The 15,121-nt window shown below is 73.3% G+C and carries 9 protein-coding genes and 2 pseudogenes; 5 read left to right on the top strand and 6 right to left on the bottom strand.

The window, feature by feature from the left end:
- Window positions 1-21 precede the first annotated feature (21 nt).
- A pseudogene (locus tag NEH16_RS26895) lies at window positions 22-1,367 on the top strand (hemolysin family protein).
- Window positions 1,364-2,455 carry a hemolysin family protein gene (locus NEH16_RS26900; RefSeq protein WP_073967744.1) on the top strand — a complete coding sequence of 364 codons (1,092 nt, stop codon included), beginning with the start codon at window positions 1,364-1,366 and terminating at the stop codon, window positions 2,453-2,455. The pseudogene NEH16_RS26895 and the gene NEH16_RS26900 overlap by 4 nt, the downstream one beginning before the upstream one ends.
- Window positions 2,456-2,501: 46 nt before the next feature.
- On the opposite strand, the gene NEH16_RS26905 is transcribed toward NEH16_RS26900, so the two are convergent.
- Both NEH16_RS26905 and NEH16_RS26910 read right to left on the bottom strand, forming a co-directional pair.
- A complete protein-coding gene (locus NEH16_RS26905; protein ID WP_265545425.1) occupies window positions 2,502-4,391 on the bottom strand; it encodes an AAA family ATPase in 1,890 nt (629 codons plus the stop codon).
- Window positions 4,392-4,757: 366 nt separating this feature from the next.
- Window positions 4,758-5,380 (bottom strand): annotated as a pseudogene (locus NEH16_RS26910) (uridine kinase family protein); the annotation flags it as partial.
- Window positions 5,381-5,573: 193 nt separating this feature from the next.
- Here NEH16_RS26910 and NEH16_RS26915 point away from each other — a divergent pair.
- Both NEH16_RS26915 and NEH16_RS26920 read left to right on the top strand, forming a co-directional pair.
- The gene (locus NEH16_RS26915; RefSeq protein ID WP_265545429.1) at window positions 5,574-6,926 is read left to right on the top strand and encodes a peptidase C39 family protein; all 1,353 of its coding nucleotides are present in this window, start codon (window positions 5,574-5,576) and stop codon (window positions 6,924-6,926) included.
- Between the two features lie 24 nt (window positions 6,927-6,950).
- Window positions 6,951-8,000 carry a glucose 1-dehydrogenase gene (locus NEH16_RS26920; protein WP_265545430.1) on the top strand — a complete coding sequence of 350 codons (1,050 nt, stop codon included), beginning with the start codon at window positions 6,951-6,953 and terminating at the stop codon, window positions 7,998-8,000.
- A gap of 25 nt (window positions 8,001-8,025) precedes the next feature.
- Here NEH16_RS26920 and NEH16_RS26925 read toward each other — a convergent pair whose 3' ends face one another.
- A complete protein-coding gene (locus tag NEH16_RS26925; RefSeq protein WP_265545432.1) occupies window positions 8,026-8,676 on the bottom strand; it encodes a TetR/AcrR family transcriptional regulator C-terminal domain-containing protein in 651 nt (216 codons plus the stop codon).
- Between the two features lie 72 nt (window positions 8,677-8,748).
- On the opposite strand from NEH16_RS26925, the gene NEH16_RS26930 reads away from it, so the two are divergent.
- Window positions 8,749-10,158 (top strand): FAD-dependent oxidoreductase, encoded by a 1,410-nt coding sequence (locus tag NEH16_RS26930; protein ID WP_265545433.1) that lies wholly within the window; start codon window positions 8,749-8,751, stop codon window positions 10,156-10,158.
- On the opposite strand, the gene NEH16_RS26935 is transcribed toward NEH16_RS26930, so the two are convergent.
- The 3 genes from NEH16_RS26935 to NEH16_RS26945 form a co-directional block, all read right to left on the bottom strand.
- Complete coding sequence (locus tag NEH16_RS26935) at window positions 10,155-10,619, bottom strand: MSMEG_6728 family protein (RefSeq protein WP_265545434.1); 465 nt, start codon at window positions 10,617-10,619, stop codon at window positions 10,155-10,157. The genes NEH16_RS26930 and NEH16_RS26935 overlap by 4 nt on opposite strands.
- Window positions 10,620-10,702: 83 nt before the next feature.
- Window positions 10,703-13,216 carry a pre-peptidase C-terminal domain-containing protein gene (locus tag NEH16_RS26940; protein ID WP_265545436.1) on the bottom strand — a complete coding sequence of 838 codons (2,514 nt, stop codon included), beginning with the start codon at window positions 13,214-13,216 and terminating at the stop codon, window positions 10,703-10,705.
- On the bottom strand, window positions 13,117-14,985 hold the full coding sequence (locus NEH16_RS26945) for a S8 family serine peptidase (RefSeq protein ID WP_265545438.1): 1,869 nt from the start codon (window positions 14,983-14,985) through the stop codon (window positions 13,117-13,119). Before NEH16_RS26945 ends, NEH16_RS26940 begins: the two co-directional genes overlap by 100 nt.
- Window positions 14,986-15,121 lie beyond the last annotated feature (136 nt).

Genomic DNA, 15,121 nt, shown 5'->3' on the forward strand with positions numbered 1-15,121 from the left:
CGGCGGCATGACAACCCCCTGTTGCTGCTCAGCGCGGCATTCCTTCTCATCCTCGCCAACGGCTTCTTCGTGGCGGCCGAATTCGGTCTCGTCACCGTGGAACGCGCGGACGCCGAGCGCGCCGCCGCCGAGGGCGACCGGCGGGCCCGCACCGTCACCGACGCCCTGCGCGAGCTCTCCTTCCAGCTCTCCGGCACCCAGCTCGGCATCACCATCACCTCCCTGGTGGTCGGCATGCTCGCCGAACCGGCGCTCGCCCAGCTGCTGGACGGCCCCCTCGCCCTGACCGGGCTGCCCGACGGCGCCGTGCCCACCGTCAGCGTGGTCACCGGCATGCTGCTCGCCGCCGCCGTCCAGATGGTCATCGGCGAACTCGTCCCGAAGAACTGGGCGGTCTCCCGCCCGCTCACCGTCGCCCGGTTCGTCGCCGGACCGCAGGCCCGCTTCACCCGCCTCTTCCGGCCGGTGATCGGCGCCCTGAACACCGCGGCCAACCGGCTCGTACGCCTCCTCGGCGTCGAGCCCACCGAGGAGCTGGCCTCCGCCCGCACCCCCGGCGAGCTGGTCTCCCTCGCCCGGCACTCCGCCGAGGCGGGCACCCTCGAACAGGACACCGCCGACCTCTTCGTGCGGACCCTGTCGCTCGCCGGGCTCACCGCCCAGCACGTCATGACCCCGCGCGTGAAGGTCAGCGCCCTCCAGACCTCCGCCACCGCGGAGGACGTCCTCAACCTCACCCGCGCCACCGGCCTGTCCCGCTTCCCCGTCTACCGGGAACGCATCGACGAGGTCGTCGGCATGATCCACCTCAAGGACGCCCTGGCCGTCCCGGCCCCCGACCGGCTGCGCACCACGGCCGGACGGATCGCCGTGCCGCCGCTCCTGGTGCCCGAGACGCTGCCCGTCGAACAACTTCTCCAGCGGCTCCGCAAGGAGCAGCCGATCGCCGTCGTGGTCGACGAGTACGGCGGCACCGCCGGGGTCGTCACCCTGGAGGACATCATCGAGGAACTGGTCGGCGAGGTCCGCGACGAGCACGACGCCGAGGGCGCCGACCGCCCCGAGCTGGCCCCCGCCCCGCCCGAGGACGGCAGCCCCGCCTGGGACGCCGAGGGCAGCTGCCGGGTCCTCACCCTGCGCCGCATAGGACTCGACGTGCCCGACGGCCCGTACGAGACGGTCGCCGGGCTCGTCGCCGATCTGCTGGGCCGCATCCCCGCCCCGGCGACCGGGCCGAACTCCCCGGCTGGCGGATCGCGGTCCGCCAGGTCGGCCACTACCGGGCCGAGAAGGTCCGCTTCGTCCGGGTGGCCGGTGCCGCCGGTACGGACGCCTCCGAGCCCGCGGTCCTGGAGGCGGCGCGATGAGCCTCGTCCAGCTGGTCTTCGCCGGACTCCTGGTCCTCGCGAACGGCTTCTTCGTCGGCGCCGAGTTCTCCCTCGTCTCCGTCCGCCGCAGCCAGATCGACCCCCTCGCCGCGGCCGGTTCCGGCCGCGCCCGCCAGGTGCTGTACGGCCTGGAGAACCTGCCGCAGATGATGGCGGCGGCCCAGTTCGGCATCACCGTCTGCTCCCTGACCCTGGGCGCCGTCGCCGAACCCACCGTCGCCCACCTCCTGGAGCCGGTGTTCGCCGCCGTGCACCTGCCCGAGGGGCTGATCCACCCGCTCGGTTACGTCCTCGCGCTCGTCCTCGTCGTCTTCCTCCACCTCGTCATCGGCGAGATGGTCCCGAAGAACCTGGCGATGGCCGCGCCCGAGAAGACCGCGCTCTGGCTGAGCCCCGGCCTCGTCGGCTTCGCCCGGCTCTGCCGCCCGGTCACCGCGGCGCTCGGCGCCTGCGCCCGGCTGGTGCTGCGCCTCTTCGGCGTCGAGCCGAAGGACGAGGTGGAGGCCGTCTTCACCAGCGAGCAGCTCAACCGCCTCGTGGAGGACTCCGGGCAGGCCGGCCTCATCGAACCCGAGGCGCAGGAACGCCTGGAGGACGCCTTGGAGCTGGGCAGCCGCCCGGTCACCGACGTCCTGCTGCGCCGGGCGTCCCTGGTGACCGTGGACCCCTCGGTCACCCCGCGCCGCATCGAGGAGCTGACGGTCCGCACGGGCTTCTCGCGCTTCCCGGTCTGCGCCGAGGGCGGCGGCCCGTTCATGGGCTACCTGCACGTCAAGGACGTCCTCGACCTGGAGGACCGGGAGCGCGCGGTGCCGCAGCAGCTGTGGCGCCCGATGGCCACCGTACGGGCCGAACTCCCGCTGGACGACGCCCTCACCGTGATGCGCCGCGCCGCCACGCACCTCGCCCAGGTCGCGGACGCGTCCGGCCGGGTGCTCGGCCTGGTCGCGATGGAGGACGTCCTGGAGACGCTGGTCGGCGAGGTCCGCGACCCCGCGCACCGGGTGGCGGAGCCGCGCCGCACGGAGGAGCGGACGACGGACCCGGACGGGGCCCTGGTGGGCTGAGCCCGGCCCGGTCACCGGGGAACGCCCCGGTGGCCGGCCGCACGGCTCACAGCGCCGGCGGCTCCTGCTGCCCCCGGCCCACCGGGCCGCGCCCGGACAGGACCTCGCCGTACGCCTGCATCAGGTCCGGCAGCCGCAGCGTGGCCAGGTCGTCCCTGGTGGGCATCGTCGTGCAGCCGGAGAGCCGCAGATCGCGGTAGGCGCAGCTCTTCTCGTACAGCGTCCGCAGGAAGCGGCCGTTGCCCAGCTCGTCCAGCCAGCCCTGGTCCACCACATGGCCGCTGATCGAGCGCAGCTCCTCCAGCGACTCCTCGTCCCACCCATCGCCGTTCTCGGCGGCCAGCACCTCACCGATCGCGGTGAGTTCGAGGGGCCGGTAGCTGGGGAAGTCCACCCGGGTCGTGAAGCGCGAGGAGAGCCCGGGGTTGGTGGACAGCAGCCGGTCCATGCCCTCCGGATAGCCGGCCAGGATGACGACCAGGTGGTCCCGATTGTCCTCGGCCCGCTTGAGCAGCACCTGAAGCGCCTCGTCGCCGTACGCGTCGCCCTTGCTGTACCCGGTGTTGGACAGGCTGTACGCCTCGTCCACGAACAGCACCCCGCCCAGCGCCGAATCGATCAGCTCGTTCGCCTTCACGGCGGTCTGGCCCAGGAACTCGCCGACCAGGTCCGACCGTTGCGCCTCCACGAGGTGGTCGCCGCCGAGCAGGCCCAGCGCGTAGAAGACCCGGCCCAGGATGCGGGCCACGGTCGTCTTGCCGGTGCCGGACGGCCCGGAGAACACGAAGTGCCGCTTCGGCGGTTGTACGGGGAGCCCCTGGCCCGCCCGGAGGCGCGCCATGTTGAGCTGCGCCGAAAGGGCCTTGACCTGGCGCTTCACCGGTTCCAGGCCGACCATCCGCTCCAGCTCGGCCAGCGCCTCGGCCAGCAGCGCCGGGTCGCTGGGCCCGGCCGGGAACGGCTGCGCCGCCGGGGACTTCGCCCGCACCTTGCCGGGCCGCGGGGCGCCCCCGGCACCGGGCACGTCCTGCGGATCACCGCCGGGCGGCAGCTCCCGCCCGTCCGCCGGGTCGGCGCCCGGCGGCGCGGCGCCCTCGGCGTAGAGCGCGTCCGCCTCCATGCCGGTCAGGGAGACGGACGCGAGGTCCGGCACCTCGTCGGAGCCGTCGAGCCCGTCGTAGTCCGCGATGGCCGCGAGGCGCGCGGAGGTGTCCATGAAGGCCGGGTCGATGCGGTGCACGGCGCGGTAGAGGGGGAGCGCCGCGGCGCTGCGGCCGGTGCCCTCGTGGGCGCGGGCCAGCCAGTAGCGAAGCTCCTTGCGCTGCGGCTGCTCGCTGCGGCACCGCATCAGGGCCGTCGCGAGCATCGGCTCCGCCTGCCCGTACATCTCGAGGCGCACCCGGGCCATCCCGCCGAACAGCCCCGCCTCGATGCCCAGCAGGGGGTCGTCGATCAGCTGCTCGGTGTGGCGTACGAGCTGCTCCCAGTCCTTGACCAGGTAGGAGCGGCAGGCGTGCAGGAAGCGGACCTGGGGGTCGGTCTCCACCGGCGGCAGGGCAGCCAGCGCCCGGTCCAGCTCGGCGACATGGCGGCCGTCCAGCCAGTGCGAGGCGTGCGCGAGCAGCAGATCGCGCGGGCTCTCCAGCACCGGCTGCACCCACCAGCCCAGCCAGTACCAGGAGTTGAGCGTGCGCCGGTAGCGGGTGCGCTGTTCGCCGAAGCGGTCGCGGTGGCGGTGCATGTGCAGCAGCGCCGATGCGGTGTCGACGCGCAGCGCGTGCAGGCCCAGCCAGGCGTCCGCCATGCCCGGATCCTGGCCCACGGCCGCCCGGAACTCCTCCTCGGCCTGCGGATACGCGCCCATCGTGTAGGCGTCCACGCCCCGCAGCCAGGCGAGGTCGGCCGGGGCCTGCGCGCCCTGCGTACCGAAGTCCATCAGGTCCCCCACAAACGTGCCCCCAGGATGTCCCGCCGCCCGAAAGCGCGCCCAGGGCCTGCCGCAGGCGCGCCGAATCGCTGTGCCGTGGACGGGAATTGACCGCACCGAGAGGCATCGTACCTGTGCGGTGCGTATCCGACGAAGGGTGCCGCAGGCCGAAGACGCGCCGTGACCGAGGGTAAGGGCGAGGCGGGTGAAGAGGCGCGGGAGCACAGGACGAAGCCCCCGGTCACGGGGGAACAACCGGGGGCTTCGCGTCTGTTGGGGGCTCCGAAAAGCCGCACATTGAGAACGTAAGACCTGTACCGCCCCCGGGTCAAGCGGAGTTGAGGTACTTCCGAGCCGTTTTCCGGCGGCGCGAGAGGGTGGCGCGAGCCGGTCACACCGGGTGACGAAACGGTTCAGCGCCGCTGTCGTCCGGGTCCCTCCAGCCACTCGTACCCCAGGGGCAACTGCCGTACCAGAACGTCCGCCGAAGGGCGCGACGGATCGGCCGCGAAATGCGCGGTCTCCGCCGCCGTCCAGCCATCCCAGAAGGAGCGCAGCGCGGGACCGTCGCGCCGCCGGCCGCGCGCCCAGGACTCCTCGGCGGGCAGGTCCATCCACAACAGCCGCGCCAGCAGCGGCCGCAGGGCGCGCCGGCCGGCCCCGACGCCCTCGATCAGGACGACGGGCGCGGGCTCCAGGGTCCTGACGGGACCGAAGGCCCGTGCCGTCCAGTCGTACGGCGCGTAGCGCGCGGGCTCGCCGCGCGACAGCGGGCCCGTCACCTGTACGCGCATCCGGTCGGTCCAGCCGAACAGCTCCTCGTGCGTGGCGAGGTCGTCCAGGTGCAGCACGGGCGCCCCGCCGAGCGCTTCCGCGAGCCGGCCGGCGAAGGTGCTCTTGCCCGACCCCGCATGGCCGTCGACGGCGACCAGGCGCACCGGCCCGCAGGACGGCGGGAGGGCGGAGAGCCGCGCGGCGTGGGGCGCGAGATCGTTCATGCGGCCCAGCCTACGAGCCGGGGCGGGCCGTAGGCCGTTCGGCCCAGCCGCAGGTCACGCCAGTGGTAGAGACCAATATTGGTTGATCGGCGCGGGTCGAATCGCTGGCCGAACGGGGACGCGACCCGCGATAGTTGCCCCACTGTCGTGCACCGCAGCCCCAATCCGCAGACGACGACCGGGGGTCTCGCCCATGCCCAGTCCCACCTCACGCCGCACCGTCCTCGCCGCCGCCGTCGTGGCGGCCGCCGGTGCCGGAACGCTGTCGTCCGCCGCCTCCGCGGCGGCGGCCCCGCGCCGCGCCCGGCCCGCGCCGCCCTCGGTGGACAACCACGCCTGGACCACGTACACCGACTGGCGCTGCGGCGACCGCGCCGGGACCCGTGCGGTCGCCGGCCGCCGGGCCGGTCTGGTCATCGCCCACCCGCTGGGCCGTACGGACTACACCGACCCGCACACCGGCACCACCGCCGCCTGGGAGTACGCGACCTGGACCTCGCCGGTGCACCGCTCGACCGTCCCCGCGACCGAGGTGATCGCCTCCTGGAACGCGGAGACCCCGGCCGGGACCTGGATCCGGATCGAGCTGTGCGGCCGCTACTCGGACGGCACCGAGACCCCGTGGTACGTGATGGGGCGCTGGGCCGCCGGTGACGCGGACATCCGCCGCACCTCGGTGGACGACCAGAGCGACGGCAAGAGCTCCATCTGGACCGACACCTTCTCGGTGGACGACGCGGCGAGCGGGCTGCGGCTGCTGTCGTACCGCCTCCGGCTGACCCTGTACCGCACGCCGGGCAGCCGCCTCACCCCGACGGTGTGGCGCATCGGCGCGATGGCCTCGGACATCCCGGACCGCTTCACCGTGCCCGCGAGCACCCCGGGCCTGGTCCGCGAGCTGCCGGTGCCGCGCTACTCGCAGAACGTCCACGTCGGGCAGTACCCGGAGTACGACAACGGCGGCGAGGCGTGGTGCAGCCCCACCTCCTCGCAGATGATCATCGAGTACTGGGGCCGCAAGCCCTCCGCCGATGACCTCTCCTGGGTGGAGCCCGGCATACAGGATCCCTCGGTCTGCCACGCCGCCCGCTTCACGTACGACAACCAGTACGAGGGCTGCGGCAACTGGCCGTTCAACGCGGCCTACGCGGCGACGTACCGCGACATGAGCGCCGCCGTGACCCGGCTCGGCTCCCTGAGCGACGTGGAGACCCTGGTCCGCGCGGGCATCCCCGTCATCACCTCCCAGTCCTTCCTGAAGGAGGAGCTGACCGGCGCGGGCTACGGCACGTCGGGCCACCTGATGACGGTCATCGGCTTCACCGCCGAGGGCGACGTCATCGCCAACGACCCCGCATCGCCGAACGACGACGCCGTCCGCCACGTCTACAAGCGCCACGAGTGGGAGACCATCTGGCTGCGGACGAAGCGGTACGACGCCAGTGGCAACGTCAAGAGCGGTACCGGCGGGGTGTGCTACGTCTACTGGCCCGCGCATCCGACGCCGGCGCAGCGGTGGGCGCTGCGCTCGTTCGGGCTGATCTGAGCCCGCTGCTCGAAGGGAGTGCCTGTGCGTGCCGTGACCGTCCGGCCCTCGGCCGCGAAGAGCCTTGAGGTCTGCGAGGTGCCCGACCCGGTGCCGGGTGCGGGGGAGCTGCTGGTCGACGGGATCTCCGTGGGGGTCTGCGGCACGGACAGGGAGATCGTGGCCGGTGGGCTCGGGCGGGCGCCGAAGGGCGAGGAGCGGCTGATCATCGGGCACGAGTCGCTGGGCCGGGTGCGGCAGGCGCCCGCGGGGAGCGGCTTCGCCGCCGGGGACCTGGTCGTGGGCATCGTGCGGCGCCCCGATCCGGAACCGTGCGGCGCCTGCGCCCGGGGCGAGTTCGACATGTGCCGCAACGGGCGCTACACGGAGCGCGGGATCAGGGAACGGCACGGCTACGCCAGCCGGTTCTGGACCGTTGAGAGCGATTACGCGGTCCGGCTCGACCCGTCCCTGGAGCGCGTCGGTGTCCTGCTCGAACCGGCCACCGTGCTGGCCAAGGCGTGGGAGCAGGTCGAACGGATCGGCGCGCGCTCCTGGTTCGAGCCGGAGCGGGTCCTGGTGACCGGCGCCGGACCGATCGGCCTGCTCGCCGCGCTCCTCGGCCGGCAGCGCGGGCTGGATGTCCATGTGCTCGACCGGGTGACCTCGGGGCCGAAGCCCGCTCTGGTGGCCGGCCTGGGCGCCACGTACCACAGCGGCTCCGTCGACGAGGTGGCCGCCGCCCTCCGGCCCGACGTGGTGATCGAGGCGACGGGCGCCGGAGACGTGGTCCTCGGGGCGATGCGGGGGACCGCGAGCTACGGGATCGTCTGCCTGATAGGCGTGTCGCCCGAGGCCCACCGGCTGCCGGTGGAGGCGGGCGCGCTCAACAACGCGCTGGTGCGGGGGAACACCGCCGTGGTGGGGTCCGTCAATGCCAATGCGCGCCACTACCGGGCGGGCGCCGAAGCCCTCCGGCGCGCCGATCCGGCCTGGCTGGAGCGGATGATCACCCGGCGGGTGCCGCTGCGGGACGCCGCCGAGGCGTTCACCGCGCGGGACGGCGACATCAAGGTCGTCATCGACCTGGAGTGACCCCGCCCGGGCGCGGCGGGCGCCGTCAGTCGACGCCGTAGGCCGCCGCGATGCCCGCGATCACCAGGTCGAGCGCTTCCCCGTAGTGCTGCTCGTAGTCCGCGAAGATCTCCGCGCCCGCCGCGGCGGTGAGCGGGTAGGCGGCGAGCATCCGCGCCCGCTCGTCCACGTCGAAGCCTTCCCGGCGCAGGCCCGGCAGGGGCTCGGCGCCCTGCTGCTCGATGACGAAACCGAGCGTGAACATGTACGTCGTGGTGGCCGCCCGCACCGCCTGGGCCAGGGTGAACCCGGCGGCGGTGAGCAGGCGCAGGCTCTCCTCCATCTGCTCGGCGTGCACCGCGCCGGTGAAGCGCGAACCGCTGAAGACCTTCGCGCCGTCCCGGTAGCCGAGCAGCGACGTGCGCAGGGCGTGGTTGGACTTCCGCAGCAGCTCCCGCCAGGTGTCGGCCGGGTCGAGCGGGGTGCCGGCCAGCATGCGCCGGTACATCTCCGTCGCCATCTCGTCCAGCAGCGCCTGCTTGTCCTTGAAGTGCCAGTACAGGGCGGGCGCCTTGACGTCCAGCTCCTTCGCGATGGCGCGCAGGGTCAGCCCGTCCAGGCCGACCTCGTTCAGCAGCCGCAACGCCGTGTCCGCGACCCGTCGGCGGTCGAGGGGGGCGCGTCGTTCGGTACTCACGCTTGACAGCTTAACGCCGTTAAGGGCACTCTCGGAACCACCGAGCACTTAACAGCGTTAAGGAGAATCGTCATGGACGTGGATGTCCTGATCGTCGGCGCGGGCCCCACCGGACTCGCCCTCGGCGTGGACCTGGCCCGGCGCGGCGTGCGCGCGCCCGTCCTGGAACGCGCGGAGGCGCTGTTCCCCGGCTCCCGGGGCAAGGGCCTCCAGCCCCGCACCATGGAGGTCTTCGACGACCTCGGCGTCGTCGACGCGATGCACGCGGCGGGCGGTACCTACCCGGTCGGCATGGTCTGGCGGAACGGCGAGCGCGTCGGCGAGCACCACATGTTCGACCCGGTCGAGCCGAGCGAGGACGCGCCGTACAACAAGCCGTGGATGGTGCCGCAGTGGCGCACCCAGGAGATCCTGGCGGCGCGGCTCGCGGAGCTGGGCGGAGAGATCGCCTTCGGCCGGGAAGTGGTCGGCCTCACGCAGGACGCGGAGGGCGTCACCGCGCAGCTGTCCGGCGGCGGTGCGGTGCGCGGCCGCTATCTGGTCGCCGCCGACGGTGGCCGCTCGGCGGTGCGCCGCGCGCTGGGCATCGGGATGACCGGAGAGACCGTCGACCCGAACCCGACGCTGGTCGCGGACGTCCGGATCACCGGTCTGGACCGCGACAACTGGCACATCTTCCCGCCCCACGACGGCGGCGACTTCCTCGCCGTCTGCCCGCTGGCCGGCACGGAGGACTTCCAGCTGACCGCCCGCTTCCCGGAGGGGACCGACGTCGACCTCACCCCGGACGCCATCCGCAAGGTCCTCGCCGCGCGCACCCACCTCCCCGCCGATGCCCTGACCGAGGTGCGCTGGGCCTCCGACTTCCGCCCCCGCGCCGCCCTGGCCGACCGCTTCCGCGCGGGCCGGGTCTTCCTCGCCGGGGACGCCGCGCACGTCCACTCCCCGGCGGGCGGCCAGGGCCTGAACACCAGCGTCCAGGACGCCTACAACCTGGGGTGGAAGCTGGGGGCGGTCCTGACGGGCGGCGCCCCGGCCGCCCTCCTGGACAGCTACGAGGAGGAGCGCCGCCCGGTCGCCGCGCAGATGCTCGACCTGTCCACCGGCGTCCACCGCGGCGAGGTCCGCCGAGGCGGCGCCACCCGCCAACTGGGGCTCGGATACCGGGAGTCGCCGCTCACCGAGGAGTCACGGAACGCGGTCCCGGAGGACGCGCTCCGGGCCGGCGACCGCGCACCCGACGCGACCGTCGACGGCCTCCGCCTCTTCGACGCCTTCCGGGGACCGCACTGGACGCTCCTCGCGCTCGGGACCGACGCACCCGGCGTCGCGGGCGGACCGGTCGCCCGGGTGGTGAGCGGGAGCGCCCCCGCGGCTTACGGCACCGGGCTCTTCCTCGTACGCCCGGACGGGTACATCGGATGGGCCGGCACCACGCCGGACGGGCTCGACGGCTACCTGCGCCGCTTCACCACCGCCTAGGACCTGTCCGACGCCGGCCACACGTACGGCAGGTCGTCCGGCACGCCCGGGAACCGGCCCCGGTAGTGCTCCGGGTCCTTGCGGAGCAGCGCCGACTGATGGCTGCGATGGAACTCCGGATCGCCCAGCCACGGCGGAAGCTCCCCCTCCGCCGACAGCTCGGGCTGGGAGCGGACCGGCGCGCCGCCCGTGTGGGCCCGGAAGTCGTGGACCAGGGTGCCGGCGCAGGTGTCGGCGCGCCCCTCGGCCGTCCAGACCGCGCAGACGTCGAGCCCGTACCGGACGAGCGCCTCCTCGTATCCCGCCCACATGCGGACCGCCGGATGCCTGCGCCACCCGTAACCCGGCACGGTCAGGCCGCGGAGCACCTGCAGAGCCTCCACCCGCTGCTTGCCGAGCCGTCTGGCGTCCAGGACGCCGGCCGACTCCGTGAAGCCGGAGAAGGGGAGAAAGGTCTGCATACGACCTGTCTACCCGCACGGCCGGCGTCCCGCGACGCCGAGACTCCTGGGCGGGGAGGGCGACCCCGCCGGGCGGGGGAGCGTCAGGAAGGCAGCTCGGCCAGGACGACCTTGGTCGAGCCGCCGTCCTCCACGTCCATGGCGTAGTACGCCACCTCGCCCCGGTTGTTGAGGGAGATGCCCTCCAGTGGCACGAAGCGCGAGGAGCCGGTCATGGCCGACAGCTCGTACATGCGGCCCTCCGGGTCCCACACGACCGCGGTCTCCGTGTCCGGCGCGGTCTGCGCGGTGCCCATGATCCAGCCGGCGTCGTTCACCTTCAGTGCCTTGGCGTCGAAGCCGAAGTCGGGCAGCCGGGTCATCGTGCCACCGGGCTTCAGGACGAACGCGTCGTCACCGCTGGCGCCGACGACCGTGCCGGAGGCGTTGACCGACTCGGCGTAGCTGTCGGGCATGCCCGGCAGCGTGCCCAGGTCGGTGATCCTCCCGTCCGCGTCCCACTCGACGGCACGGCGCTTGCCGTCCTTGGCGGAGTGGCCGACCACGATGCCGTCGTTGTTGACGGCGATCGGTTCGGTCAGGCCGCGGCTGTCGGTGAGGTGCGGCAGCTTGCGGAAGCCGTCCGCCGCGCTCCAGACGAAGCCCTCGTTCACTTCGAGGCTGCGGCCGGTGGCCGGGTCGGTGATGGTGCCCGTGGCGTTGCCGACGACCGTGCCGGAGTCGTTGACGGCGAAGCCGCGCGCGAAGCGGTAGTCCTCCCAGTCGGGCAGCGGCAGCGTGGTGAGCTTGCCGTCCGCGTCCCAGACGCCCGCCCGGGTGCCCTCGGCGAGCGTCAGCTGACCGGTGGCGTACCCCTTGGTCGGGCTCTGGCCGAGGACGTGACCGTCACGGGCGTCCGCGTTGTCGAGCAGCGTGACGCCGTTCTCCGCGTCCCAGCGCATCGGCCGGCCCTTGCCGGACACCTGCCGGGAACCCGCGACCCGGCCGGTGTCGTCCAGGCTGAAGGCGAGGGCCGGGCCGAACGAGGACGTGACCTCCGCGTGCGGCGTGCTGACCTCGCCGAGCAGCACATCGGCGCTGCCCAGCAGGGTGCCCGTGTCGGAGGCCAGCGAGAACCGGCCCACCATGCGGCGGCCCGCCGGCGGCACGGTGTCCGCCACCAGACGCCCGCTCACCTTCACCGACCTGCCCGACGCCAGGCGCACCGGCTTGTCCTGGTCCACGGTCACCGAACCGAGCGACGAGGAGAACATCGTGTCCTGGATGTCGAATTCGGTGCTGCCCGACGGCACGTCCGTACCGGCGATGTAGAGCAGGTAGTACCCGGGCGTGGGCTTGTCGATCACGATCGACTCACGGGAGCCGCCGTTGGTGGAGGACGCGACGAGCGCCCCCGACTGGGCCACCAGATACAGGTCCAGGTCCGCGTCCGGGTCGGAGGCGTTGCCCATCGACACCTCGAAGCGCGTCGCGTCCCGGGGCACCGTGACCTGCTTGCCGGTCATGTCCTGGTCGGCGACGGCCGGGTGGGCCTCGGAGAGGGCGCCCAGGGCGCCGCCCACCGCGTGCGCGGTCACCGGCGCGAACCGGTTGACGGCCGTGAAGCTCTTCTCGGTCGCCGCGTGCAGCGCCGCCCGGTCGATCACCGAGGACGCCGGGTCGAGCGTGGCGCCCTGCACGGTCGCGGTCAGCCGGTACGGGTTGGTGAGCAGCGGCGAGGTGCGGCGCGCCTCCACCTCGAACTCCCAGACGCCCGGCATCGGCTGCCGGTACGTGCGCGAGCCCGGGGCGCAGTCCGCCTCGTCCGAGAAGTGGGTGTAGCAGCGGCTCACGGCGGTGTCCTCGACCGGCATGCCCTGCGGGTCGACCGCCAGGAACCGGGTCTGGCTGTCCCGGGCGACGCCGGACAGGTCCACCTTCAGCGCCGCCGCGCCCTCGGGCACGGAGACGAAGAACGAGCGGGTGGCGTTGCGGTCCACCGCGCCGCCGGTGGACACCGCGTACGACGGCTTCGCCGGGTCGGCGGCGGCCACGACGGTGACCGGGACCAGCCGGTCGACGCCCGGGGTCGCCGGGTCGTCCACGCGCAGCAGCGCCGAGTGCGCCCCGGCGGACTTCGCCCGGGCGCGGACGGTGACGGAGGTGGCCCTGCCCCGGTCCAGCCGCACCGTGCGCGGGGCGCTGAACGTACCGTCGTTGCCGAGCCAGGAGAGGCGGGCCTCACGGCTGCCGGGGCCGGTGCGGGTGAGCTTCACCGTGTAGTTCTTCGGACGGTGCAGCGACTGCCCGCCGTCGTCGGGGGAGCAGCGGTTGTACACGCCGGTACCGGATTTGGGAGTGGTCAGCATGGCCGCGAGGACACCGCAGACCGGTGCCTCGACGGAGTACGACGTCGGCTTCGGGCCCTTCGCCAGCAGCTTCCACGCCGCCGGTACGGAGACGAGGCCGGCCCCCTGCGCGTACGCCGGCTGGTCCGGCAGATACGTCGCCGAGCCGGTCAGCGCGGAGCGCATCCCGGCCGGCGACACCTCGACGTGCGAGGCGGACGCGGCCGAGAGCAGGACGGCGACGGCACCCGCGGCCTGCGGTGAGGCCATCGACGTACCGTTGAACATGCCGTAGCCCGGGGAAGTTCGTAGCCCGCCTGGGGCACGCCCTCGCCGGGCAGCCAGGTCGGGATGGAGGAGACCGCGGCGCCCGGGGCGACGATCTCCGGCTTCATCCCGCCGTCCTCACGCGGCCCGCGCGCGGAGAACGGGAACAGCGACCGGCGGTCCCGCACCTCGGAGCCGTAATCCGCCCACCAGGTGTCCTTGCTGACCGAGGCGCCGACCGCGATGACCTTGTCCGTCACCGCCGGATCGGACACCGTGTTCATGCCGGGACCGTCGTTGCCGGCCGACGAGACGATGTGCACGCCGTACTCGTCGATCAGCCGGTTGTAGAGGACCGAGCGGACGTTGGCGCCGTCGTTGAGCGCGGGCAGCCCGCCGATCGAGAGGTTGACGACGTCCACCCGCTTGTCCACGACGACGTCGATCATGCCCTCGGTGAGGGCGTACGAGGTGCAGCCGGCGGCGAAGAGGCAGACGCGCTCGGAGACGATGCGGGTGCCGGGCGCGGCGCCGTCCATCTTCCCGCCGAACAGGCCGTGGCCCGCGGTGATTCCGGCGACATGGGTGGCGTGGGCGCCGGAGACGATACCGATGCTGACGAAGTCCGCCTTCTTGCCGGCGCTCGTGCCGCCCCGTGCCGAAAGGTCCACGTCGTCGCGGTACTCCACGGTGAACGGCATCGACTCGGCGACGGCCGTCGCGGGGTCGTCCTTGCCGAAGGCGGCCCACTTGCCGGACTTCGCGTACGGCTCGACCACATCGGCGTCGCCGAAGGTCCGGTCGAGGTTCGCGTCGACCCACACCCGGTGGTCCGTCTTGCGGTACAGGACGCCGAACGTGTCGTTGTAGTCGCCGTCCCGGTTGACGTCCCCTTCCAGCTCGCCGCCCCAGGTGCCGGACTCCTCGAAGAGCTGGAACTCGTACTCCCCGTCCGGCGCCTTGTAGTCGACCCCGCCGTAGCGGAAGGTGCCGTCCTTCGCGGTGACCTTCAGCCGCATCTCCAGCCAGGTCGGGTCGTTGTCGGTCACCGGGTCGGTCGCGGTGACCCAGTCCGCGACCTTCGGCTGTCCGGTCGTGGTGGTGCGGAGCGCCGGGTGGGCGAGGTCGACCCCGGTGTCCAGGATGCCGACGGTCACGCCCCGGCCGTCCCAGGAGCGGTGGTCCTCGGTGAAGCCGGTGGACCCGGTCTCGGCCACGGGCAGGTAGGGGTTGTCGGCCGGGGTGGTGCGGCCGGGGGCCTTCGGCGTGGTGGGGCCGTGGCCGCCGTGGTCCTTCGTGTCCTTCTTGTCCCTGCTGGTGACCGGTGACGGGTCGGGGATCTTGAAGGTCTCGTCGAGGTCGACGGCCCGGACCGAGGAGAGGGCGGCGAGCGCGGTGACCTTGCCGGTCGGCACGGTGGCGCGGACGTAGCCCAGCCTGTCGTCGGCCCTGGCGACCCGGCCGCCGAGGTCCGCGACCTTCTTGCGCAGCGCCTCGGTGTCGCCCTCGCCGGTGGCCAGCAGCACGGTGACCGTCCCGGCCTTCCTGCTCTCCGCCTTCTGGAGGAGGGTACGGTCGTGGGCGCCCAGCTTGTCGCGCTGGGCGGTCAGGGCCTTCTTGGGCGCGTCCGGGACGGCGGTGCCCAACGGGTGCGGCACGTCGGCGGCTTGGGCGGGCGGTGCCGACAGGCTCATCAGCGAGCCGGTCAGGCCGGCCGCCAGGACGGCGGCGGTGAACCGGCGTCTGCGGCGCGTGGTGATGGGGCGGGACATGAGTGCCCTTTCGCATGGCGGGGGCCTCGGCAGGACCGGGACCACGTCGGGGATCTCCCGCCGGAACCCCGGGCACCGGCGAAAGGTCGTGGCACGGGTCTACCGAGCCAGGCCGGGGCCCCGCAGCACACCCGCG

It is taken from the genome of Streptomyces drozdowiczii (assembly GCF_026167665.1).
In the GTDB taxonomy this organism is placed as follows: Bacteria; Actinomycetota; Actinomycetes; order Streptomycetales; family Streptomycetaceae; genus Streptomyces; species Streptomyces drozdowiczii_A.

Excerpts from the sequence above, each read along its gene's own strand:
- NEH16_RS26905 (WP_265545425.1), bottom strand. The coding sequence starts at position 4,391 with ATGGACTTCGGTACGCAGGGCGCGCAGGCCCCGGCCGACCTCGCCTGG.
- NEH16_RS26915 (WP_265545429.1), top strand. The coding sequence starts at position 5,574 with ATGCCCAGTCCCACCTCACGCCGCACCGTCCTCGCCGCCGCCGTCGTG.
- NEH16_RS26935 (WP_265545434.1), bottom strand. The coding sequence starts at position 10,619 with ATGCAGACCTTTCTCCCCTTCTCCGGCTTCACGGAGTCGGCCGGCGTC.
- NEH16_RS26900 (WP_073967744.1), top strand. The coding sequence starts at position 1,364 with ATGAGCCTCGTCCAGCTGGTCTTCGCCGGACTCCTGGTCCTCGCGAAC.
- NEH16_RS26940 (WP_265545436.1), bottom strand. The coding sequence starts at position 13,216 with ATGGCCTCACCGCAGGCCGCGGGTGCCGTCGCCGTCCTGCTCTCGGCC.
- NEH16_RS26945 (WP_265545438.1), bottom strand. The coding sequence starts at position 14,985 with ATGTCCCGCCCCATCACCACGCGCCGCAGACGCCGGTTCACCGCCGCC.
- NEH16_RS26930 (WP_265545433.1), top strand. The coding sequence starts at position 8,749 with ATGGACGTGGATGTCCTGATCGTCGGCGCGGGCCCCACCGGACTCGCC.